Here is a 22,452-nt window from a genome sequence, read left to right as displayed (position 1 = left end):
CGGATTTCAGCGAGATTATTGCGGAATAATCAACGCCCTGCTGGCCGCAGCTCAATGACATCGTGGAAACTCTCCACTTTCGGAAACGGCAACTCCAATACGAAATGCCTGTTGCCCTTGGTCACAGCGCTCAGACACCCGACCTGGTCCCGCGCGGCGTCGGTGTCATAGAGCGTGACATCGTCCTCATATCCATAGGACAGCGCGCCACGATAGGCATATCCTGAACCCGCAGGCATCAGCGTGCCGGAAAAATTCTGCGACCCGGTCAATTTGCGTATCGCAAAACCGGCCGGCGTGGCGCTGATCTCGCAACGGAACCACTGATAGACCACAAGCGGCAACATATTCCCCATCTTGATCGTCCGGCATTGATAGGTGCCGACAAGCAAATCTGGTTCCACAGGGGCAAGCCCGGGCTCAAACAGCTCGGCAACCACGGCACGGTCAGCGGCATTGTCTGCCCGCATCGCTGCGCCCAGCCCACGCGTCCGGCTTGTATCAAGATTTTCGAGCCGGGAAACATCTTCCGGCGTCAACCCGCTCGCATCGGGCACAATACAGGCATCATAAGCGATACCCGAAGAACAAAGGGCGGCAACCAGCAGAACTGCAAGTGCCGCCCTCCGCATCATTTTAAGCCTTTGGCCATTCGCGAATATCGACAAAGTGACCCGTAATGGCCGCCGCAGCCGCCATTGCCGGCGACACCAGGTGTGTGCGGCCCTTGAAGCCCTGACGGCCTTCAAAATTGCGGTTCGAGGTCGAAGCACAACGCTCCTGCGGCTTCAGCTTGTCGGCATTCATCGCCAGACACATGGAGCAACCCGGCTCACGCCATTCAAAGCCGGCAGCCAGAAAGATCTTGTCGAGACCTTCAGCTTCCGCCTGTTCCTTGACGAGGCCTGAACCCGGCACGACCATGGCATTGACGCCTTCGCGCACCTTGTTGGTGCCGATCACGGCAGCGGCGGCACGCAAATCCTCGATACGGCCATTGGTGCACGACCCGAGGAAAACCCGCTCGACTTCGATATCGGTGATCTTCTGGCCCGGTGTCAGACCCATATATTCAAGTGCCCGCCATTTCGAGGTCCGGCGGTTCGGATCGGTAATATCATCCGGGTTTGGCACGACACCGGTCACCGCAATCACGTCCTCGGGCGAAGAACCCCAGGTGACGATCGGCGGCAGGGCGGCTGCATCAAGCCGGACTTCCCGGTCAAAATGCGCGTCAGGGTCGGTGTAAAGGGTTTCCCAATAGGCCTTGGCCATATCAAAAGCCTTGCCACTCGGCGCTTGCGGGCGGCCCTTCACATATTCAAACGTCTTTTCGTCCGGCGCGATCAGGCCGGCGCGGGCACCACCCTCAATCGTCATATTACAGACCGTCATCCGGCCTTCCATGGACAGCGCGCGGATGGCATCACCGGCAAATTCGATCACATGGCCATTGCCACCAGCCGTTCCAATCTCGCCGATGATCGCCAGAATGATATCTTTTGCCGTCACGCCCGGCGGCAGATCACCGTCAACGCTGACCCGCATGTTCTTGGCCTTGGACTGGATCAGCGTCTGGGTCGCGAGCACATGCTCAACCTCGGACGTGCCGATACCATGCGCCAGAGCGCCGAACGCACCATGGGTCGATGTATGGCTGTCGCCACACACAATGGTCATGCCCGGCAAGGTAAAGCCCTGCTCTGGCCCAACGATGTGAACAATGCCCTGACGCTTGTCGAGCTCGTTGTAATATTCAACGCCAAATTCCTTGGCATTGGCGGCAAGGGTATTCACCTGCAGCGCGCTCTCGGGATCGTCGATCCCGTTGCTGCGATCGGTCGTGGGCACATTGTGGTCGACCACAGCAAGCGTCCGCTGCGGTGCCCGCACCGCGCGATTGCTCATCCGCAAACCCTCAAAAGCCTGCGGGCTCGTCACCTCATGCACAAGATGCCGGTCGATATAAATCAGCGAGGTGCCATCCGCATCTGTCGAGACCAGATGATCATCCCAAATCTTGTCGTAAAGTGTTCTCGGATTGCTCATTTCACGCGTATCCAACTGCCGGATTTATAAGGTTTGAAGCGTTCTAAGCCCAAGGGCCCGAGGCGGTCAAGAAGCCCGTCATCATCAAGCCGCCTCGACAAACGCACCAATGGGCGCTCTGACGCCGGTTTTGCGCATGAATACCTGCACTTGGAAATATTCGAAAACCATGCCACTCGACTTTTTGCCTGCGTGCAAGCAGTGTGGGGGTCGAGGGCGATTCTATATCGGAGAGGGACCTCCAAAAGATGGCTGATACCGGCAAGAATATTCGCGCGCAATTGTTCACACGCGCCGTCGAACTTCAATCCACCGAACCCGGGTTTGCGGATTTTCTCAAACTGACGGTCAATAGTATTGATGAACTCGATCTCGAAGGATTCAGCCCCGAAATCATTGAAGCCATTCTTCGGCGATCCGCGTCCGACCTGCCTAAAAGTCGCCAGGGCGAGCATCTGGTCAATATCTGGATCCCCGAAAAAAACGCCGCCCACCCGATTCAGGTCGTCGATATTTTTACCGATGACATGCCTTTTCTCGTCGATTCGGCTCTCGCTGCAATCCGCGCCAAAGGCGGCACCATAAGGCTGATTGCCCACCCGATCCTGCCGCTCGACCCCGCCACCGCAACAGTCAAGCCAAAAGCCGATGCCGATACGCGGCTCGAAAGTTTCCTGCACATTCACATCGATCCCATTACCGATGAGCAGGCAATTGCCGAGCTGAAGGAAGAGCTGAACCAGACCCTGATCGAGGTACGCCGCACAGTGCTTGGCTGGCGGCCCATGCTGGAACGTTTGCGTGAGCTGGTACAGGCCTATCGCCACAATCCGCCAAAAATATCGGACGCCATGCTGGCGGAAATGCTGCATTTCCTCGCCTGGCTGGCCGATCATAATTTTACCTTCCTCGGCATGCGGGAATACAAACTCACCGGTGAAGGCGACAATGCCCGCCTCGAACCTGTGCCCGGCTCCGGCCTTGGCATTCTTCAGGATGCCGATTTCCACTTTCTGCGTTCCGGCACCGAATATGTGGAAATGACCGAGCAACACGTCGCTTTTTTGCGCACCAATGAACCGCTCATGGTCACCAAGGCCAATGTCCGCGCCCGCGTTCATCGCCGCTCGCACATGGATTATGTCGGCGTCAAACTCTATAACGAGGCTGGGGTGCTGACCGGCGAATTACGCATGATCGGCCTGTTCACCTCCATGTCGCTCGCTAGCCCGCATACCGATGTGCCTCTGCTGCGGCGCAAGATTTCCGAGGTCATGCGGCGCTCCGGCCATGACCCGAGAAGCCATGCCGGCAAGGCCCTGATGGCCACCCTCGACAATTATCCGCGCGAGGAAATCTTCCAGATTTCAGAAGACGAATTGTTTGAATTCGCCTCGATCATTTCGGCCCTGCCCGATCGGCCGCGGGTCCGCGTCCTGCCCCGCATCGACCGCTTCGACAATTTTGTCTCCATCCTGCTTTTCCTGCCGCGCGACCGCTACACCTCGGACCTGCGCGCCCAGATCGGTGAGCATCTGGCCAAAGCCTATGATGGCCGCGTCTCTGCCTATTATCCCCATTTCCCCGAGGGCGATGTGGTGCGGGTGCATTTCATCATCGGACGCAATGGCGGCCCAACCCCGCACCCTGATCGCGCCAGCCTCGAAGAAGAAATCGAAATTCTCGCCCGCACTTTCGGTGACCGCCTGCTGGAAGCCGCGGCCGATCCCGGTGCCATTGCTGATTACTGGGATGCCTTTTCCCCCGCCTATCAGGCCCAGAACACCCACGTGGATGCCCTCTCCGATATCGCTGTGTTCAAGCAATTGGGCGAAGGCGGCTCCATCGCTGTCCATCTCAGCGCCAGAGAAAGCACCGACACCCGCTACAGTCTGAAGGTTTATCACGTCGGCGCACCAATCCCCTTGAGCGATCGCGTGCCCATGCTGGAAAATTTCGGTTTTCGCGTCATCGATGAACGCACCTATTCCATTCGCCCGCGCGATGGCACCGAGCGGTTTCTGCATGACATGCTGATCCGTCCTGCCGATGAAACCGCCACCGGCCTGACCACCATCGCCCCCCTGCTTGAACAGGCTCTTCTGGCGGTATGGGAGCAGGAGGCGGAGAGCGACGGCTTCAACCAGCTTTCAACCAAAGCCGCCATGGCCTGGGACGATGTCGCCATTTTCCGCGCGCTCAGCCGCTATCTCCGTCAGATCGGCATATCCTTTTCCCAGCGCTATCTGTGGGATGCGCTGGCGGCGCACCCCGATACGGCCAACAACCTGATCGCCCTGTTCCATACCCGCCACCAGCCAGGCTTTGAAGGTGACCGGGAAAAAGCAGCCGAGGGTCTGATCGAGGCCATCCATACCGATCTGGCCGATATCAGTTCTGCCGATGAGGACAGGATCATTCGGCATTTCCTCAATCTGATCGATGCCTCCCTGCGCACGAATTTCTATCAGCGCGATGCGGATGGCGCCCGCCGCCCCGCTCTGTCGATCAAATTCGATTCGAGCAAGGTGGACGGTTTGCCCGCCCCCCGGCCCTATCGCGAAATCTTCGTCTACTCGCCAAAGGTGGAAGGCGTGCATCTAAGGGGCGGCCCCATCGCTCGCGGTGGTTTGCGCTGGTCAGACCGGCCGCAGGATTTCCGCACGGAAGTGCTTGGTCTGGTCAAGGCACAAATGGTCAAGAACGCGGTGATCGTCCCCGTTGGGGCCAAAGGCGGCTTCTTCCCCAAAACCATTCCCCTGGGCGCTGACCGCGAAACCTTCCTCGCCATTGGCACCACTGCCTACAAGACCTATATCGGCGCGCTGCTCGACATTACCGACAACCTTGATGGCGACGATGTCGAACCACCAGAGAATGTCGTGCGCCATGATGGCGACGACCCCTATCTCGTTGTCGCCGCCGACAAGGGCACAGCCAGCTTCTCTGACACCGCCAACGCCATTTCCCAGTCGCGCCATTATTGGCTCGATGACGCTTTCGCATCCGGCGGATCTGCCGGTTACGACCACAAAAAAATGGGCATCACTGCCCGTGGCGGCTGGGAAGCGGTTAAACGCCATTTCCGCGAAATGGATCGTGACATTCAAACCGACCCCTTCACCGTTGCCGGCATTGGCGACATGTCGGGCGACGTCTTCGGCAATGGCATGCTGCTGTCCCGCCAGATCCGTCTGGTCGCAGCCTTCGACCATCGTGATATTTTCATCGATCCTGATCCCGACACAGCCCTTTCCTATGCTGAGCGCAAACGCTTGTTCGACATGCCTCGCTCCAGCTGGCAGGACTACGATCAGGGCATTCTCTCCAATGGCGGCGGCATCTATCCCCGCAACGCCAAAACCATCGACCTGTCACCCGAGGCACGCGCAGTCCTCGGCCTCGGGCCTCAGCCGCTGACGCCGCAAATGATCATGAAGGCCATTCTCAAGGCCGATGTCGATCTGCTTTGGTTCGGGGGTATCGGCACCTATATCCGGGCCAGCACCGAGACTGACGCAGATGCGGGCGACCGCGCCAATGACACAATCCGTATCACCGGCAAGGAAGTAGGTGCCAAGGTGATCGGTGAAGGTGCCAATCTCGGCGTCACCCATCGTGGCCGCATCGAATATGCTTTTGCCGGCGGCCGCATCAATACCGATGCCATCGACAATTCCGCAGGGGTCAACTCCTCCGATCTTGAGGTCAACATCAAGATTGCGCTTGGCACACTCGTCCGCAAGGAAGCGATGACCATCGCGCAGCGCAATGATTTCCTCGTCGAAATGACCGATGAAGTTGCCGAACTGTGCCTGCGCAATAATTACCTGCAGCCCCTCGCCCTGTCCCTCACAGAGCGGCGCGGCATGGACAGCTTCCCCGATCTCGTCACCTTCGTGCAGGAACTCGACAGCCGCGGCGTTCTCGACCGCGCCGTTGAATATCTGCCCGACGACCTCACCCTGACCGAGCGCGCTGTCGCCCGGCAGCCTTTCACCCGGCCCGAACTCGCCGTCTTGCTGGCTTACGCCAAGAACACGCTTTATGCCGATCTGCTGGCCTCCAAAGTGCCCGATGATCGCTATCTGGCCCGTGAGCTCTACCGCTATTTCCCGCCGCTTCTGAAAGAAAAATATCCAGAGACCATCGAGACCCATCGTCTGCGCCGTGAGGTCATCGCCACGGTGCTGGCCAATGCCATGATCAACCGGGGCGGTCCCGCCTTTGTGCATCGCATGACCACGGCCACCAGCGCCGGTCCGGCCCAGGTCGCCTTCGCCTACGCGGCCGTGCGCGACGCCTATGGTCTTGCCGATCTCAACGCCCAGATCGATGCGCTGGACAATAAGGTGAAAGGGGAAACCCAGCTCGCGCTTTATGCCGAGGTGCAAACCCTTCAGGTCGAACAGACCTTGTGGTTTCTGCGCAATGTCCATTTCGAGGACGGGCTATCGGGCATTGTCGAGCGCTATCGCGATGGCGTCTCCCAGGTTCGCGCTGTCCTCGGCACTCTGCTGCCAAAATTTGTCGCCACCAGCGTGGCAGACCAGGCGGTCGCTTTCGTCAATGGCGGCACGCCGCGCGAACTGGCGCGCCGAATTGCCGAATTGTCAGCGCTCACTCTTGCCTCCGACATCGTCATGGTGGCCGAACGCAGCAATGCCAGTATCGCAGAAACCGCGCAGGCCTATTTCAGCGTGCTGGAAACCTTCAAGCTCGGCCGCATCACCGAGCAGGGCGGCGATATCGTTCTGTCGGACAAATACGACCGCATGGCGCTGGACCGGGCACGGGCCAACCTGATGCGGGCCCAGCGCGATCTGACAGCAGACGTGCTGGCCACAGCAGATGGCCCCATCGCCGAACGCCTGGCCACATGGCATGATATGCGGGCGGCAGAAATTGACCGGATCATTGCAACTGTCACCACCCTGACGGAAGGTGAATTGACGGTCTCCCGCCTCTCAGTCGCCGCCGGCCTGATTGCTGATCTGGTGAGAAGCTAGACCGGGAAGTCGTGTCACCGGGCCTGTTGAGGACACCCATCCTTCGACGAACTCAGGATGAGGGAAGGGGCATGAGCGCCGCAAAGGCCACCATGCCCCCCCAAATTCCCTAATGCCGGAAATGCCGCATGCCGGTGAACACCATGGCGATCCCGGCCTTGTCGGCGGCGGCGATCACTTCGTCATCACGGATTGAACCGCCTGGCTGGATGACTGCGGTCGCCCCGGCATCAATTGCCGCCACCAATCCGTCGGCAAACGGGAAAAATGCATCCGACGCCATGACGGAACCCGCTGTCAGTGCACCCTTCTCCTTGGCAGCCTTGGCGGCGTCCTTGGATTTCTGGTGTGCAATCCGCGAGGAATCCACCCGGCTCATCTGCCCGGCACCAATCCCCACTGTCGCGCCGTCCTTGACGTAAACAATGGCGTTCGACTTCACATGTTTGGCGACTTTCGCCGCAACCTTCAAATCAGCCATTTCCGCGTCTGTCGGCTGCCGCTTGGTCACAACCTTGAGGTCACAATCATCGACCGACTGATTATCCCGTGACTGCACCAGCATGCCACCTGTTACCGATTTGACCGTCAGACCGGGGGCCTTGGGATCAGCCAGGGCGCCGGTGAGCAACAGCCGCAAATTTTTCTTTGATTCAATGATCGCCTGCGCCTGCGGGGTGATGGAGGGGGCAATGATCACCTCGGTGAACACCTTGACGATTTCCTCAGCTACCGCGTGATCGATTTCACGGTTAAGCGCCACAATGCCGCCAAACGCACTGACCGGGTCACAGCGCAAGGCCCGCTCATAAGCGGTTTTCAGATCCGCCCCAAGGCCGACACCACAGGGATTGGCATGTTTGATGATCGCCACTGCAGCCTGGGCCTTGGGATCAAACTCACTGACCAGTTCGATCGCCGCATCGGTATCATTGATATTATTGTAGGAAAGGGTTTTGCCCTGCACCTGCTCCGCCGTTGCCACACCGGGGCGCGCGCTGCCATCGCGGAAAAAAGCGGCCCATTGATGCGGGTTCTCGCCATAACGCATCACCTCGGCCAGCTTGCCCGAGAATGAGCGCCAGGGCAGGTCCGGATAATCGAGCGCCTCGGCAAACCAGTTCGAAATCGCCGCGTCATACGCCGCCGTCCGGGCAAAGGCTTTTGCCGCCAGACGCTGACGGTCCTTGAGCGGCACCTGGCCGGAGGTTTTTAAATGCTCGATGACCATCGCATAATCAGCCGGATCGACAATCACCGTCACATAGGCGTGGTTCTTCGCCGCCGACCGGATCATTGCCGGGCCGCCAATGTCGATATTCTCGATAATGGTGTCGTAATCGGCGCCGGACTTCACTGTCTCGGCGAACGGATAAAGATTGACCGCCACCAGATCGATTGCGGGGATCTGGTGAATGCGCATGGCGCTACGATGGGTTTCATTGTCGCGCACACCGAGCAGACCGCCATGCACCTTGGGGTGCAGGGTCTTCACCCGCCCGTCCATCATCTCGGGAAACCCGGTCAATTCGGAAATATCGATAACCGGCACGTGCTCGTCTTCAAACAGTTTGCGCGTGCCGCCGGTCGAGACCAGCTCAACGCCCAAACCCGACAACGCCCGCGCAAAACCCGCGACCTCGCTTTTGTCATAAACCGATATCAAAGCGCGGCGCACTTTGGTTTTGCCATCTGCCTGCGTCATTGTTCTTTTCTTTATGCTCGAGAACCATCATTGGCGTGGTACCGCCATTCGCGAAGGGTTTACCCGTTTTGGTGGGTGAAAATCCAGGAAATCTCGCGATTCGCGGCCACATCCGCCTCGATAACAATTTGTCGCGTCCGGAAAAACCCGAAATAGGCCGATTGGCGCACACTTTCATCGAGCTGGGCGACACCGCCCTCCCACAAAAATGTCCATATCGCGCCCGACTTGAGTTTGATCTGGATAATATCCTCATCAATCTGGCGTTCCGCCTCGGCGCCGGGCGCCAGATGAAACCTGAGGATCAGCTTGCTGGGCGTCACCGAAGGCCGCGCCGGGGTCAGCACATCCTGCCCCACCAGCGTATTGCCATCGGAAATCAATGTGAGATTGCGCTGCAATATCACGCCGAATTTTTCGGCATAGGCCGAGGTCATCATGCCCATGGAGACTTCTTCGGTATCCACACTCACTTGCGGGCTGGCGCAAAAACTGTGCATACGGCCCGTCCAGGGGCCGCGCGTCACCAGCCGTGCACTCGACAAACCGTCAATCGTCGGGCCCGAATGGGCGGCACCCTGCCGGAACAGAACCCGGCTGTCGGCCAGATCGGCGGGGGCCGGTCCGCAATTGCCCACAACCAGATCGCTGCCATGGCTGAATTCAAACGATAACCCACCCGCATGGGCCTCGGCCCCAAATTGCGGCGGCGGCACCAGACCGGAATCGGCAATCACCGTCGAATGCCCATCTGCAAGAATGCCATAGCCGGACATCACGCCGCTGGACTTGCGCCGGTCGGCATTCTGCGATTGGACGGCAATCACCAGATCCACCGGCAATTGTCCGCACCCATTGAAATAGGCCGGTTCACCATTGCCCAGCGTCATCATGCCCAAAGCGGCATGCATGCTGTCGATAATCGCCCCGATTGCGCTTACCAGCCCGCGCTGGCGTTGCCCGAGCGCCTGGCGCACCGTGACCAGCTCGGTCAGCAGCTGAAACTGCACCGCCGCATTGCGCGAACGATGCAAGCCATCCTTGTCGATCTGCTGGCTGAGCAGGTTCTTCAGCCGGGTCATGCGCGCGGCAATGGTTTTGCCGGGGCTGTCATCGCAAAGCGAGGCGCCAAGCAGGGCGATGGCGGTAAACAGCGCATCGAGCGGTTCGGGCACCAGCCCGCCGCGCAATTTCAGCGATTGCAATTGCGTACCCAGAGACCGCTTGATGGTTTTGGCCTGATCCGGCGTCGCCCCTTCCAGCAGCAAGGGCAGATGCCGCAGCCAGTTCAGCGTGCGCACCGAGGTCAGCGCCGGGGTCCAGTTGCGTTGCTCGAAATGGGCATTGCGGCCAACCCAGTCGAGCACCAGCGTGCGCGCAAAACGCCGTTCGGCATCATTGCGGCTGTCGCGGAAATGGCGCAGCCAGGAAAACCCGTGCAACTCATACCGCCAGTTATCGGTGACATTCTCGATCGCGAAGGGCGATACGCCCTGTGTATCGACAAGTTTGGAGGCGAGCAGATAACGCCCGGCCATCATTTCATAAACGGTTTCGATATCGGAGGGACGGAACTCGGGCAGGGTCTGGGTAAAGGAATTGTCCGCAAGACCACTCCAGGTCCAGCGCACGAAAGGCGACCTCACAACAAGATCAGCAAATGACAGAACTGCCTGCTGCATAACCAAACGCCAACTCTTCAACACAAAACTCGGCCCCCCGCCCATTCGCCGCGCTGGGAGGCCACACACTGATCATTAGAGATACAGAAACTACCCTTGTACGCGTCTCCGGCGGAAGCGGGCAACAAAGAATCCATCCGTGGTGCCGCCCATTGCCCCGGGGGCAACCATGCCGGGGTGCAGGCGAAGCCATCCATTGCCGTCCACAGCCCCATCAAATCCGCTCTCCCCTTCGGCTCGAATCGGGAAATTCTCCATGTCGGACATGGAGTTAAGCAACCACTGCGCCTGGTCCTCGCCTTCTTCCCGCTCAAGGCTACATGTGGCGTAGATCAGAACCCCGCCTTCTTTGAGGCAATGCACAGCATTTGTTAGTAACTGCTGTTGCAATCCGGTTCGGCTGGCAATGTCGCGGGTCGAGCGCTGCCACATCACCTCCGGATGCCGCCGGAATGTGCCTGTCGCCGCACAAGGCGCATCCACCAGCACCCCGTCGAATTTTTCCGCCGCCACATAGGCCGTCGCATCCGAAACCGCCAGTTCCCCACCATAACCGAGACGCGACAGGTTTTCCGCAACCCGTTCCAGCCGTGTGGCATCCCTGTCGAGCGCCGTCACTTGATACCCCGCCTTGATCAATTGCGCCGTTTTGCCGCCCGGGGCCGCACACATGTCGAGCACCCGCGCCCCGGCATCGAGCGCCATCAAACGCGCCGGCACAGCCGATGACGCATCCTGCACCCACCAGCGTCCATCCGCAAAGCCGGGCAATTCCGCGACCGGCTTGTCACGTGTACCGATGCGAATGGTATCGGCGGTCACCGCCTGCCCGTTCAGTTCGGTGATTAGTGCAGGGTCTTCATCACGCAGGGTCAGATCGAGCGGCGCCCCGGCCAGAAGCGCCTCGGCAAAACCATTCACCGCCTCTTCGCCATAGGTTTTTGTCCAGCGCGTCACGGCCCAGTCGGGAAATAATTGTGCCGGGGTGAGATTTTCATAAAGCCCCGGTTCGCGCTGCACGCGGCGCAACACCCCGTTGAGCAGTTTGGCAAGATGCGCTGCCCGCCGGTCGCGCTTGGCCGCTTCCACGGCAAGGAACAGCGCGCTGTGATCCGCCTGATCGGGCACGAACAGCAATTCGGTCAGCCCGATGCGCAAGATCGCCTCGAAACTGCCGCTGCGCGGCGGCATCCCCCGCTCCAGCACGGCCTTGAGAATGTGATTGAGATGCCCCTGCCGTCTGAGGGCCGTGGTCACCAGACGGTTGGCAAAGGCCCGGTCGCGCGCATCCGCCAGATCGCCCGCGCCCAATGGGGTGAATGCATCACCCTTGAGCACTGCCTGCAATTTGCTGATGGCCTGAAGCCGGGGCTGAAGCCCCGCCGGGTCGGATTTCGCTGCCACGTAAATGTTTCCTGGTGCCTGTTGCATCATATCTGCCGCCCATATTGGCGCAGAATGTGAGCCTTATCATATGTTTCGGCCCCAAAAGTCTGCAACTTTATGAAACCGGCTCAGCCCCAGGGCCCTTTTGGCGGCGCATCCCGGTCCTGCCGGCGTGTTGTGGGCACCCGCCAGCCGGCGTTTCCACCAGCATCTGCGGCAACCCGGCGCACCCCTCTGGCGGGGGCGCGGGGCGGTGTGCTGCGCGGCATTTCAGGTGCCATTTGCTGCAGGGCGGCAATCCGGTTATGCACGTTCGGATGGGTGGCAAACAGATTATCCATCCGGTCCCCGGCCAGCGGATTGACGATATACATATGCGCCAGCCCGGGCGTGCGCCGCGCCCAGCGGTTCTCGAAATTGCGGGCCAGATGGGATATTTTCTCAAGTGCCGAGGCCAGCGCCAGCGGGTCGCCGGAAATCTCGGCCCCGTCCCGGTCCGCTTCATATTCGCGGGTGCGGCTGATGGCCATTTGCACCATCATCGCCGCCAGCGGCGCGACAATTACCATGGCCAGCGCTCCGAAGGGCCCAAGCGGATTATTGGAATTGCGCCCGCCGAAAAACAGGCCGAACTGGGCCAGCATCGAAATTGCGCCCGCAAGGGTTGCCGTGATCGTCATTGTCAGCGTGTCGCGGCTGCGGATATGCGCCAATTCATGGGCAATCACCGCCGAGACCTCACGTAAGGTCAAATGCTGCACCAGCCCGCTCGACACCGCCACCGCCGCATTTTCCGGATTGCGCCCGGTGGCAAAGGCGTTGGGCTGGTCGGAATGGATCAGATAGAGTTTTGGCATCGGAATGCCGGCCCGTTGGGACAGCACCTCGACGGCTTCATAAATTTCCGGCGCACGCCGCGGATCGATCGGCTCGGCATTTTGCATCCGCAACACGATTTTATCGGCATTCCAGTACGCGATCATATTGGTCACAATGGAAAAGCCGAGCGCCAGCATCATACCGCCCTGTCCGCCGACAATAAAGCCAACGGCCATGAACAGCCCGGTCATGGCGGCAAGCAAAAATGTGGTTCTGACTGCGTTGAGCATGGTTCTGATCGTCTTGAACTGTTGCACTTGGCTTAATGATGGTGTGTGATTGGGCCTGAAACAAGGGCCCTCGCCCACAACAATGAGCCGATAATGTCCAGCCCGCGCGCCAAGCCAACCAACGCCAAACCACCCGCCCCCGAAGTCGCGGCCAAGGCCCTTGCCGAAGCCCGCGCCCGCCGGGCCGAAATTGACGCAAAAACCAGCGACACGCCCAAGGAAATCGCCGGCCGCGGCGGCCTCGACCCCGCCCGCTATGGCGACTGGGAAGTCAAAGGCATCAGCTCGGACTTTTGAGGGGGCTGGCGTTTTGCCTGCCACATGAACATCGCCCTTCGTCATCCCGTGCACCAACCTCATCCTGAGCTTGTCGAAGGATGGGCGGCAGATGCGGTGCTGAAACCCTCGCCCTTCGACAAGCTCAGGGTGAGGGTTTGGGGTGCACATCGCGTCTGGCCCATTCTCCTTTTTGCGCGGACTTGATCCGGGCATCCATGCGGTGTGGCCGGTATCGTATGGACCCTCGGGTCAAGCCCGAGGGAGAAGGAAGAGAGAGGTGCCACTTGTTGTCCTATCTCCGATCGTCATACTCGGGCTTGACCCGAGTATCCATGCGATGGTGCGACCCAGCAGGTGGGCGTGGGGGAGTGATTTTGTTTGGTCGGTCCTTTTGTATTTGCTGATGGTTGGTCATGGGCCCTCGGGTCAGGCCCGAGGGTGACGATGTGGGGGGTGGTGAAAGATCTTTTGGGTCACCCCTCAAATTCCACCCACCCCAAAGCCCCCGTCAGGCCCAAAGACCCACGGTGTTGATAATCAGGCGGCATGAGACGGTGCATGGCCCGTCTGAGAGTTAAACAAATGAGACATACACCGTCTCATGCAACCGGGATTTTTGGCGTGGCCTGTGCTCTTAACTGCGCTGGGGCCCATCCCCGCTTCCTTTCGGAAGTACACCTGCCTTCGGGGGCAGGCTGGTCGCGGCACAGTTTTGGCCTTCCCTGAGGCGACCCCCAAGGAACCCGGTCCCCCTTCACCCCGGACGTTCGTCGCGCCGGCGCCGGTGATGTGAAAAGGTGGGATGAGGATAAACGGGGTTTGGGGGGCGTCGATAAGTTTTGTGGGATGAGGGGTGCAGTGCTTGCCACATCCACAACGTCATTCCCGTGAAAACGGGAATCCAGTGCACCGCGTCGGCGGTGCCAAGGACATTTCCTGCGGGCAGGACTGCCCGCTGCTGGATCCCCGCCTGCGCGGGGATGACGAGGGGATGATGCCGGAAGGTTGGCACTGCCCCGCCCTTCATCTAATCTGGATGGTTGGTCATGGGCCCTCGGGTCAAGCCCGAGGGTGACGAATGGGGGAGCGAAGAAGGACTGGGAAAGCTCCCCGCATTCAACAAATGAAGATCAGGCAAACAGCCCGATTACTACGCCCTGCACGATCACGACACCGAGCAGATAGCCGCCATCGATCAGTGTGAGCGACCATTTCTGGCCCTGATAGCGGTGATTCAGCACCAGAGAGGTGAGAATGAAACCAAACCACATATGCACGCCCACAAGAACCGCATTATAGGCATCGACGCCCGGCATCAGTTTCGGCGTCAGCAAGGCGATGAAATAGGCGATGATCAATTGCGCCAGCGCCGCCCAGATGAACGGGGTGACGCTGTTGACGTTCCGCATATCCGCTTCGGTCTTGTTTTGCGCGCCAAGCCATTGCTTGGCCAGGCCCATATACCAGATCATGCCCAAAGCCATGCTCGCCACAACTGCGAGAATGATCCCCAGCCAGTTCACACCAAAATGTACCATGTTCCACCCCCCGAAAAACGCCCGCCACCCTAGCAGGATGAACCCCAAACATGCCCGAAATCGCTGATTCTGTCACCCGTGATCAGGCAAGGCCAAAACCGCCCGGCTGACCGGGCCTAAAGCCCGCCCATGGCGCAGACGATTTCCCATTCTTTGCCGGTTACCGGTTGCACCGAAAGGCGTGACAGCTTGACCAGCGCCATATCTTCAAGCGCCGGGTTTTCCTTGATTTCAGCCAGGGAGACCGGCTTGGGCATCGGCTTGACCGCTTCGATGTCAACGCATTCCCATGTCGGATTATCTGCCGTTGAATCCACATGCGCGGTCGCCGCCACCCGGACGATACCGACAATCCGTTTTTCATCCACCGAATGGTAGAAGAACCCCAGATCACCAATCTGCATCTGCCGCATGAAATTGCGGGCCGCATAATTGCGCACCCCGTCCCATTCCTCGGGCGCGCCCTTTTTCACCTGATCATCCCAGCCCCAGGTCGAGGGTTCGGATTTGAACAGCCAATATGCCATGATCTAGAGCCCCGCCGGTGCTTTGACCGCCCAGGCCCAGCGCCGCACTTCGCTCGATGCGAAAAGGCCCGCCGCCACATAAGGGTCCTCGGCCGCAATCGCCCTGGCCGCATCCAGACTATCGGCCTTGATCACCACAAGACTGCCGCAGGGCTTCTCATTATCGTCGAGAAACGGGCCCGCCAGCACCAGATTATCACCCAGACTGTCGAGAAACTTGAGATGGGCCGGGCGCGCCGCCAGCCGGATTTCCAGAGCATCCGGCTTGTCGCGGGCCTCGATGACATAAAGCATAATCAATTCTCTCCTTCACGTTTCAACGGCCGCGCCATCAGCCCGGCCACAATCGCATCGATACGCACCTTTTCCGCCAGCAGCATGTTCACCGCCGCAATCAGGGGGGCATCAACATCATATTTTTGCGCCAGCGCCAGCGCCGCCGGCGCGGTTTTGACGCCCTCGGCCAGCCGGTGCCCATCCGCTTCAATTTCAGCCAGCTTGCGCCCGCGGCCCAATTGCACACCATACCAGTAATTGCGCGATTGCTCCGAAGTGCAGCTGAGGGTGAGATCGCCGAGGCCCGCAAGACCCGTCAGCGTTCCCGTCTGCCCGCCCATTTTATCGACCAGCCGCGACATTTCCGCAAAGGCCCGCGCCAACAGCGCCGAACGGGCCGAAAGACCAAGCCCCGCCCCCTCAACCGCGCCACAGGCCAGCGCATAGACATTCTTCAACCCGCCCGCCAGTTCCACCCCGACAAGGTCGGCAGCGGCATAGGGACGAAAACTCGGCCCGGCCAAAGCCGCAGCAACCTGTTCGGCCAGCGCGATATCGGCCCCCGCCAGCGTCACCGCCGTCGGCCGGCCGGCGGCCACATCAACAGCAAAGCTTGGGCCGGACAAAACCAGCGGCAAGGCCTTGGGTGCCAGCTCGCCCACGATCTGGGATTGCCGGTCCAGCGTGCCCGCCTCAAACCCCTTGGCGCACAGCACCACCGGCTTGCCCGCCAAGGCCTCGGGCCCGATGGCCTGCAAGGTGTGGCGTGTGACCTGCGCCGGCACGACCATCAAAACGATATCCGCTTCAAAGAGGCTTTGGTAATCGGCGCGGGCGGTAATGTTTGCCGAAAGGGCCTGATCGCCGAGATAGGCCTCATTGCGATGGGTGCTGTTGATCGCCTCGGCCAAAGCCGGATCGCGCACCACCAGCGTAACCGCCCGTCCGGCATTGGCAGCCGCCTGCGCCAATGCTGTGCCCCAGGCGCCGCCGCCAATCACCTGCACCCGCACAAAACTCATCCAGCGCCCCCAATGGCCATGTCCTTGTCATCCAGCGGCCAGCGCGCCCGGGCGGCAACCGACAGATCATCCGCAACCCCAAGTGCCAGCCGTTCCGCCCCGGCCCAGGCCACCATAACCCCGTTATCGGTGCAAAGCGCCGGCGGTGGCACGATCAACGTCGCGCCGGTCTCACCCGCTGCTTGGCGTAAACCATTGCCGATAGCCTTGTTGGCGGCCACACCGCCCGCCACCACCAATTGCGGCGGCACGCCCGGCATTTCACTGGCAAAGCGCATCAGCGCCGCTTTTGCCCTTGTGGTCACCACATCAGTCACCGCCGCCTGAAACCCGGCGCAGATATCGGCAATATCGGTATCGCTGAGCGGCGCGATGCTTTCCGCCGCCAGCCGCACCGCTGTCTTCAAGCCGGAAAACGAGAAATCCAGCCGGTCTTCTTTCAAAAGCGGGCGCGGGAATTTGAACCGCTTCGGATCGCCTTCAAGCGCCCATTGCTCGACCAGCGGCCCGCCCGGGTAGCCAAGATCCATCAGCTTGGCCACCTTGTCGAAAGCCTCGCCCAAGGCATCATCAATCGTTGTGCCCCAGCGCTGATAATCACCAACACCCTTCACCAGCACGAACTGGCTATGCCCGCCCGAGACCAAAAGCATCAGATAGGGAAAACTGACCTTATCGGTCAGCCGCGCCGTCAGCGCATGGGCTTCGAGGTGATTGACGGCGATCAGGGGCTTGCCCGAGGCGGCCGAAAGCCCCTTGGCTGTGGTCAGCCCCACCAGCACGCCGCCGATCAGCCCCGGCCCGGCGGTCGCGGCAATCGCGTCCAGCCCGGCAAAATCCACCCCCGCTTCTGTCATCGCGGCCGTAATGATGCCATCGAGATGCACGATATGCGAACGGGCGGCCAGTTCCGGCACCACGCCACCAAAAGCCTTGTGCTCATCGATCTGCGAGCGCACGATATTGGACAAAATCGTGCCATTGCCGTCACGATCGCGTGCCACAATGGCAGCGGCTGTTTCGTCGCAGCTGGTTTCAATGCCCAATATCAGGGTGTGCGCTTGCTCGGTCACGGCGAACGGTCTATGGCCTCTTGTAAACTCACTCGTTTAACGGCCTACAATGGAGGGACCGATATTGCAATCTGCAAGCACGCCGCCCACCCTCAGGATCGGCACAAGAGGCTCCCCCCTCGCCCTCGCACAAGCCGAGGAAGTGCGCCGCCGTCTGGTGGCCACCCACGGCCCTGAAAATATCAATGTCGAGATCACCGCTTTCTCCACCGGCGGCGACCGTTCCCAGGCCAGCAACCGCCCCTTGAGCGATTTTGGCGGCAAGGGCATTTTCTCCAAGGAAATCGAGGACCGGCTTATGGCCGGGGATATCGATATCGGTGTCCATTCCTCAAAAGACATGGCCACCAACCTGCCCGCCGGGCTGATCATGCCGATCTTTTTGCCCCGCGAAGACGTGCGCGATGTGTTTATCTCGCTGACCGCGCCAAGCTTTGCCGCCCTGCCCGAAGGTGCCGTGATCGGCACCTCGTCCCTGCGCCGCCGCGCCCAGATCGCCCGGTTGCGTCCGGACATCAAACTGGTGGAATTTCGCGGCAATGTTGGCACACGGTTGCAAAAACTGGCCGACGGGGTGGCCGATGCAACCTTTCTCGCCGCCGCCGGGCTGATGCGCACCCATAAAATGGAGCACGCCACCGAATTTCTCGACACCCGGGATTTCCCCCCCGCCCCGGGTCAGGGCGCCATTGGCATTGAACTGCGCGCCGACGACGCCATCACCCATCAACTGGTCCTGCCGCTCAATCATGCGGAAACCGCCGCCGCCATTCTGGCCGAGCGGGCCTTTTTGCGCACGCTGGACGGCTCCTGCCGCACCCCGATTGCCGCCCTGACCCGGCATATGGGGCCGCAAATCTCGCTGTTTGGACAAATTCTTTCCGTTGATGGCCGGGAAATGTTCGAGGCGGAAATTTCCGGCGCGGCGGCGGATGCCGAAACCATTGGCCACACTTTGGGCGAACGTTTGCTGGATATGGCAGGTCCCGAATTCATTGCCCGACTGAAAGCTGCGCTGTGATGCACAAATTGCCGCAAATTCTGGTCACCCGCCCCGAGCCTGATGCCAGTGACACAGCGGCACGGCTGGCAGCGCTGGGATTGCAGCCGCTGATCGCCCCCATGCTTGAAATGCATGTGCTCGATACCGGCCTGCCCGACCCAAAGGGGCTTTCCGCCATTGCGCTGACCAGTGCCAATGCGCTGCGGGCGCTGGAGGCACGTGACAGACTGGCCCATTTCCACGGCCTGCCGGTCTTTACCGTTGGTGACCGCACCGCCGCCCATGCAAGGGATATGGGCTTTACCGACGTCACCAGCGCCGATGGCAGCTTTGACGATCTGGTGGCCCTGCTGCTGAAGCAAAAATTTGATGGGCCGGTTTTTTATCCCGCCGCCGCCAATGCAAGGGGCGATCTGGCGGGCGCCCTGGCCCCCACCGGCATCATGGTATTATCGGCCCGGCTTTATGACATGCAGCCCGTCACATCCCTGCCCAGCCCGATCATGACCGAACTGGCAGCCGGCACCATTCCTGCCATTTCATTTTATTCGCGCCACACCGCCGCCAGCTTTTGCGCCCTTGTCGATACCCTGCTCGATCGCGAAGGCCGGGCCGCCATGACCATGCTGTGCCTGTCGGAAAATGTGGCCGAACCCCTTATCGACAACCATTTCACCCGCATCGCTTTGGCTGATTATCCGAGCGAAGAAGCCATGATGGCCCTTGCGCTGTCTTTTGCCCGCGACCAAATCAGGTAAGCTGGGGGCGCATTGGAGAGGTCACACTATGGAAGAACGCAAATCCGGACCGGTTAAACCCCCCGTCCTCGACCTTGAAGCCAAAAACAAGGCGGACAACAAGGCCGCGCAAAAACCTGCCAGTGCTGCGGGCGCAAAACCGGCTGACAAAACCGCCGCCGGCCCCAAAAGCCCCAACGCGGAAAAGCCCAAAGCCGAAAAAGCCAACCCCGCGACCGGCCTGCCCCTGCTGGCGCTGGCGGGCGGGGGCGGCGCAATTCTTGGGGCGGGGCTGGCTTTTGGCCTGGCCACCTTCGGCTTCTGGCCGCAACCACCCGCCGCCCCGGACACCACCCGTGCCGACCTGACAACGCTGGAACAACGCATCAGCGCCGTTGAGGCCGACCGGCGCAATGGCGCGGAAGCGGTTGCGGCACTTGGCACGCGCCTTGATGCGACAGCGACAGACCTGCGCGCCGAAATTGCCGGCAGTGCTGAAGCGCTGGATGCCAAAATCGCCGCCATCGACACAAATGGCGGCACCGACCTGACCCCGCTTGAAAACCGGATTGCGGAACTGGACACCCGTCTTGATGCCATCGCCGCCGGTGCCTCGAGCGATGAGGCCTCAGCCCTCAGCGCGGAACTGGCCGGTTTGCGCCAGGAAATTGCCGCCCTCAGCACCCGCCAGAGCGAAGCGCAAAGCGCCGTCACCGACCTGACCGGCAAGCTGAACACGGTGACGAGCCATATCGAGGCGCCCCCCAGCGCCGAGACCAGCGCCAATGCGCAATTGCCGCTGGCGCTTTCCAGCTTTGAAACCGCCACCCTTTATGGCCGCCCCTTCGCCACCGAATTGCAGACCTTGCAAACCGCCCTGCCTGGCCTCGCCATTCCTGAAACCTTGCTGAACCGGGCCATAACCGGCCTGAGGGCGCCTGAAACGCTGGAGCGGGATCTGGCCAATGCCATTCCCGCCATGCTCGCCGCCCGCCCTGCAGACCCGGCGGCTAGCTGGCAGGAGGCGCTGCTGCACCGCGCCCAGTCGCTCCTTGCGCTGCGCCCCACCGGCGACGCTGAAGGCGACAGCCCCGAAGCGCTGATCGCCCGGCTGGAGGTTGCCATCGCCCGGCGCCAGTTCGGCACCGCCAGCACGCTGATGCAGGCCCTGCCCCAGCCCATGCAACAGGCCGCCGGCGACCTGTCTGACCATCTGGCAGCCCTCGCCACAGCCGAACAATTCGCCGCCAGCGCCCGCGCCGCAGCGCTTGCCCCCGTTCCCTCGGATACGGAAGAAACCGCCCAATGATCCGGTTGATTGTCTATATCGCCCTCAGCCTTCTGGTCACCGCCGGTGCCGCCTGGCTGATCAGCCTGCCCGGCACCGTGACCATTGATGTGGCGAATTATCGCCTGCAGCCCGGGCTTGGCGCGGTGGCCCTCGCGCTTATTCTCACCATCCTTGTTTCAATCGCCATCTGGGCCATCATCCGCCGCATTCTCGAAGCGCCCAAAAGGCTGGCCCGCATCGCCCGCCAGCGCCGCAAGGACCTTGGCGTTGAAGCGCTTTCGGACGGGTTCATTGCGCTGCAGGCCGGCAATTTGCAAAAGGCCCGCCAGTTTGCCCGCGAGGCGCAAACCCGCCTGCCCGACAATGCCGCCGCCCAATTGCTCGAAGCGCGGGCTGATCTGGCGCTGGGCGATCTTGGGCCCGCCCGCCAGCATTATCGCGCCCTGATTTCCAACCCCAAAACCGCGCTCGCCGCCCTTTCCGGCCTTTACGATCAGGCCCGGGCACAAGGGCGCAATGACATTGCCCTGACCTTTGCCAAAAAGGCCACCGACCTGACCCCCGGCGTCGACTGGGCCGAAACCGCGCTTTTTGACGACCTGACCAAAAAGGCCGCCTGGGCCGAAGCGCTGGAAATGATTGCAGCCCGCCCCGCCGCCTCCAAGGCCGAACGGGCCGAAAAGCGCCGCCGCCGCGCCGTGCTGCACACAGCGATTGCCGCCACAAGCGAAACCACCGAGCCGCTCGAAGCGCTCGACCATGCCCAATCGGCCATCAAGCTGCAGCCCGATTTTGTGCCCGCTGCACTGATTGCGGCGCGCATTCACGCCAGCCGTGATGAAACGCGCAAGGCGCAAAGCCTGCTCCGTCGTGTCTGGCGCAGCACGGGCCATCCACAAGTGGCGACCCTTTTTGCCAATGCCCAGCCGGGCGCTTCGGCCATTGAACGGCTCAAACGCGCCCGCGACCTGATCGGCACCAATCCCGAGGATCTGGCAGCGGCCATGGTCGTCGCCCATGCGGCAATCGATGCTTATGAATGGCCGCTGGCGCGCAATGTGCTGGCCAATTTCGTCGCCGCCAATCCAAGTCAGGGCGTGTGCACGCTGATGGCGGAAATCGAGGAAGGGCAAAACGGCGATCAGGGCAAGGCCCGCGAATGGCTGGCCCGCGCCGTCCGCGCCCCGCGCGATCCCGTCTGGGTGGCCGATGGCATCACCTCGGATGAATGGGAACCGGTCTCCCCGGTCACCGGCAAGCTGGACGCCTTTGAATGGAAAGTGCCGGTCAGCACGGTGGCCACCAGCCGAAACCCCAAATCCGCCCCGGCAGAAACCGAAGCCCCGCAAAAGCCAGCGCAGGCCGCCCTGCCCCCGGCCGCAGATTAAGCGCAAACCTCTTGCCAGCGGGCGCGCGCCTGATTAAAAGACCGCCATTGCGCTGGTCCTCACCAGCACCGGTATGCCGCTTTAGCTCAGTCGGTAGAGCACATCATTCGTAATGATGGGGTCAGGTGTTCGAATCACCTAAGCGGCACCATTTTTCCGATAGAAGCAGCGATTTAACTGCCCAACCATAGGTTCGTCCCCCACATTTGGCTTTATAGACGTCCGTCAAAAGAGCTTATTTGTAGCCTTGATTACCTTTTACTGCATCCTCAGGTCGCAATTATAATTTCTAGAAATGCGCGCAAGCTAATCGTAATTGCGCGACAGCGCTGCGTTGCTCCTCTGATGATCGATTAGCATACTTTCAAAGTGCGGTTT

At 60.7% G+C, this 22,452-nt stretch carries 17 protein-coding genes and 1 tRNA gene; 7 read left to right on the top strand and 11 right to left on the bottom strand.

The window, feature by feature from the left end:
- Positions 1-29 precede the first annotated feature (29 nt).
- Together L1P08_RS11720 and leuC are read right to left on the bottom strand one after the other, a co-directional pair.
- Positions 30-635 (bottom strand): DUF4893 domain-containing protein, encoded by a 606-nt coding sequence (locus tag L1P08_RS11720; RefSeq protein WP_303617194.1) that lies wholly within the window; start codon positions 633-635, stop codon positions 30-32.
- 1 nt (position 636) lies between these two features.
- On the bottom strand, positions 637-2,049 hold the full coding sequence (gene leuC, locus L1P08_RS11715; protein ID WP_303617193.1) for a 3-isopropylmalate dehydratase large subunit: 1,413 nt from the start codon (positions 2,047-2,049) through the stop codon (positions 637-639).
- 248 nt (positions 2,050-2,297) lie between these two features.
- On the opposite strand from leuC, the gene L1P08_RS11710 reads away from it, so the two are divergent.
- The gene (locus tag L1P08_RS11710; RefSeq protein ID WP_303617192.1) at positions 2,298-7,058 is read left to right on the top strand and encodes an NAD-glutamate dehydrogenase; all 4,761 of its coding nucleotides are present in this window, start codon (positions 2,298-2,300) and stop codon (positions 7,056-7,058) included.
- Positions 7,059-7,167: 109 nt separating this feature from the next.
- Here L1P08_RS11710 and purH read toward each other — a convergent pair whose 3' ends face one another.
- The 4 genes from purH to htpX form a co-directional block, all read right to left on the bottom strand.
- Positions 7,168-8,763 (bottom strand): bifunctional phosphoribosylaminoimidazolecarboxamide formyltransferase/IMP cyclohydrolase, encoded by a 1,596-nt coding sequence (gene purH, locus L1P08_RS11705; RefSeq protein ID WP_303617191.1) that lies wholly within the window; start codon positions 8,761-8,763, stop codon positions 7,168-7,170.
- A 59-nt stretch (positions 8,764-8,822) separates the two neighbouring features.
- On the bottom strand, positions 8,823-10,445 hold the full coding sequence (locus L1P08_RS11700) for a heparinase II/III family protein (protein WP_303617190.1): 1,623 nt from the start codon (positions 10,443-10,445) through the stop codon (positions 8,823-8,825).
- A 90-nt stretch (positions 10,446-10,535) separates the two neighbouring features.
- Positions 10,536-11,849: an RsmB/NOP family class I SAM-dependent RNA methyltransferase gene (locus L1P08_RS11695; protein ID WP_303617189.1), complete on the bottom strand. Its 1,314-nt coding sequence runs from the start codon at positions 11,847-11,849 to the stop codon at positions 10,536-10,538.
- Between the two features lie 110 nt (positions 11,850-11,959).
- Entirely contained in the window at positions 11,960-12,940 is a 981-nt protein-coding gene (gene htpX, locus L1P08_RS11690) for a zinc metalloprotease HtpX (protein ID WP_303617188.1), read from the bottom strand.
- A 93-nt stretch (positions 12,941-13,033) separates the two neighbouring features.
- On the opposite strand from htpX, the gene L1P08_RS11685 reads away from it, so the two are divergent.
- On the top strand, positions 13,034-13,237 hold the full coding sequence (locus L1P08_RS11685; RefSeq protein ID WP_303617187.1) for a DUF1674 domain-containing protein: 204 nt from the start codon (positions 13,034-13,036) through the stop codon (positions 13,235-13,237).
- A gap of 1,112 nt (positions 13,238-14,349) precedes the next feature.
- On the opposite strand, the gene L1P08_RS11680 is transcribed toward L1P08_RS11685, so the two are convergent.
- The 5 genes from L1P08_RS11680 to tsaD form a co-directional block, all read right to left on the bottom strand.
- Positions 14,350-14,757, bottom strand: coding sequence for a DUF1761 domain-containing protein (locus tag L1P08_RS11680; RefSeq protein WP_303617186.1), 408 nt, complete (start codon positions 14,755-14,757; stop codon positions 14,350-14,352).
- 116 nt (positions 14,758-14,873) lie between these two features.
- Entirely contained in the window at positions 14,874-15,284 is a 411-nt protein-coding gene (locus tag L1P08_RS11675; RefSeq protein ID WP_303617185.1) for an EVE domain-containing protein, read from the bottom strand.
- A gap of 3 nt (positions 15,285-15,287) precedes the next feature.
- Positions 15,288-15,578, bottom strand: coding sequence for a YciI family protein (locus L1P08_RS11670; RefSeq protein ID WP_303617184.1), 291 nt, complete (start codon positions 15,576-15,578; stop codon positions 15,288-15,290).
- A gap of 2 nt (positions 15,579-15,580) precedes the next feature.
- On the bottom strand, positions 15,581-16,582 hold the full coding sequence (locus tag L1P08_RS11665) for an NAD(P)H-dependent glycerol-3-phosphate dehydrogenase (protein WP_303617183.1): 1,002 nt from the start codon (positions 16,580-16,582) through the stop codon (positions 15,581-15,583).
- Positions 16,579-17,655, bottom strand: coding sequence for a tRNA (adenosine(37)-N6)-threonylcarbamoyltransferase complex transferase subunit TsaD (gene tsaD, locus L1P08_RS11660; protein ID WP_303617182.1), 1,077 nt, complete (start codon positions 17,653-17,655; stop codon positions 16,579-16,581). Before tsaD ends, L1P08_RS11665 begins: the two co-directional genes overlap by 4 nt.
- Before the next feature lie 64 nt (positions 17,656-17,719).
- Here tsaD and hemC point away from each other — a divergent pair, with 64 nt between their 5' ends.
- The 5 genes from hemC (at position 17,720) to L1P08_RS11635 (ending at position 22,225) form a co-directional block, all read left to right on the top strand.
- On the top strand, positions 17,720-18,676 hold the full coding sequence (hemC, locus tag L1P08_RS11655; protein ID WP_303617181.1) for a hydroxymethylbilane synthase: 957 nt from the start codon (positions 17,720-17,722) through the stop codon (positions 18,674-18,676).
- The gene (locus L1P08_RS11650; RefSeq protein ID WP_303617180.1) at positions 18,676-19,416 is read left to right on the top strand and encodes a uroporphyrinogen-III synthase; all 741 of its coding nucleotides are present in this window, start codon (positions 18,676-18,678) and stop codon (positions 19,414-19,416) included. The genes hemC and L1P08_RS11650 overlap by 1 nt, the downstream gene beginning before the upstream one ends.
- 28 nt (positions 19,417-19,444) lie before the next feature.
- Positions 19,445-20,704, top strand: coding sequence for a COG4223 family protein (locus tag L1P08_RS11645; protein ID WP_303617179.1), 1,260 nt, complete (start codon positions 19,445-19,447; stop codon positions 20,702-20,704).
- Entirely contained in the window at positions 20,701-22,074 is a 1,374-nt protein-coding gene (locus tag L1P08_RS11640) for a heme biosynthesis protein HemY (protein ID WP_303617178.1), read from the top strand. The genes L1P08_RS11645 and L1P08_RS11640 overlap by 4 nt, the downstream gene beginning before the upstream one ends.
- Positions 22,075-22,149: 75 nt before the next feature.
- Positions 22,150-22,225, top strand: a tRNA-Thr gene (locus L1P08_RS11635).
- Positions 22,226-22,452 lie beyond the last annotated feature (227 nt).

Origin of the sequence: Mariluticola halotolerans (assembly GCF_021611515.1) — a bacterium.
GTDB classification, from domain to species: domain Bacteria; phylum Pseudomonadota; class Alphaproteobacteria; order Rhizobiales; family Devosiaceae; genus Mariluticola; species Mariluticola halotolerans.
This window is presented reverse-complemented; position numbering and strand designations above follow the sequence as displayed.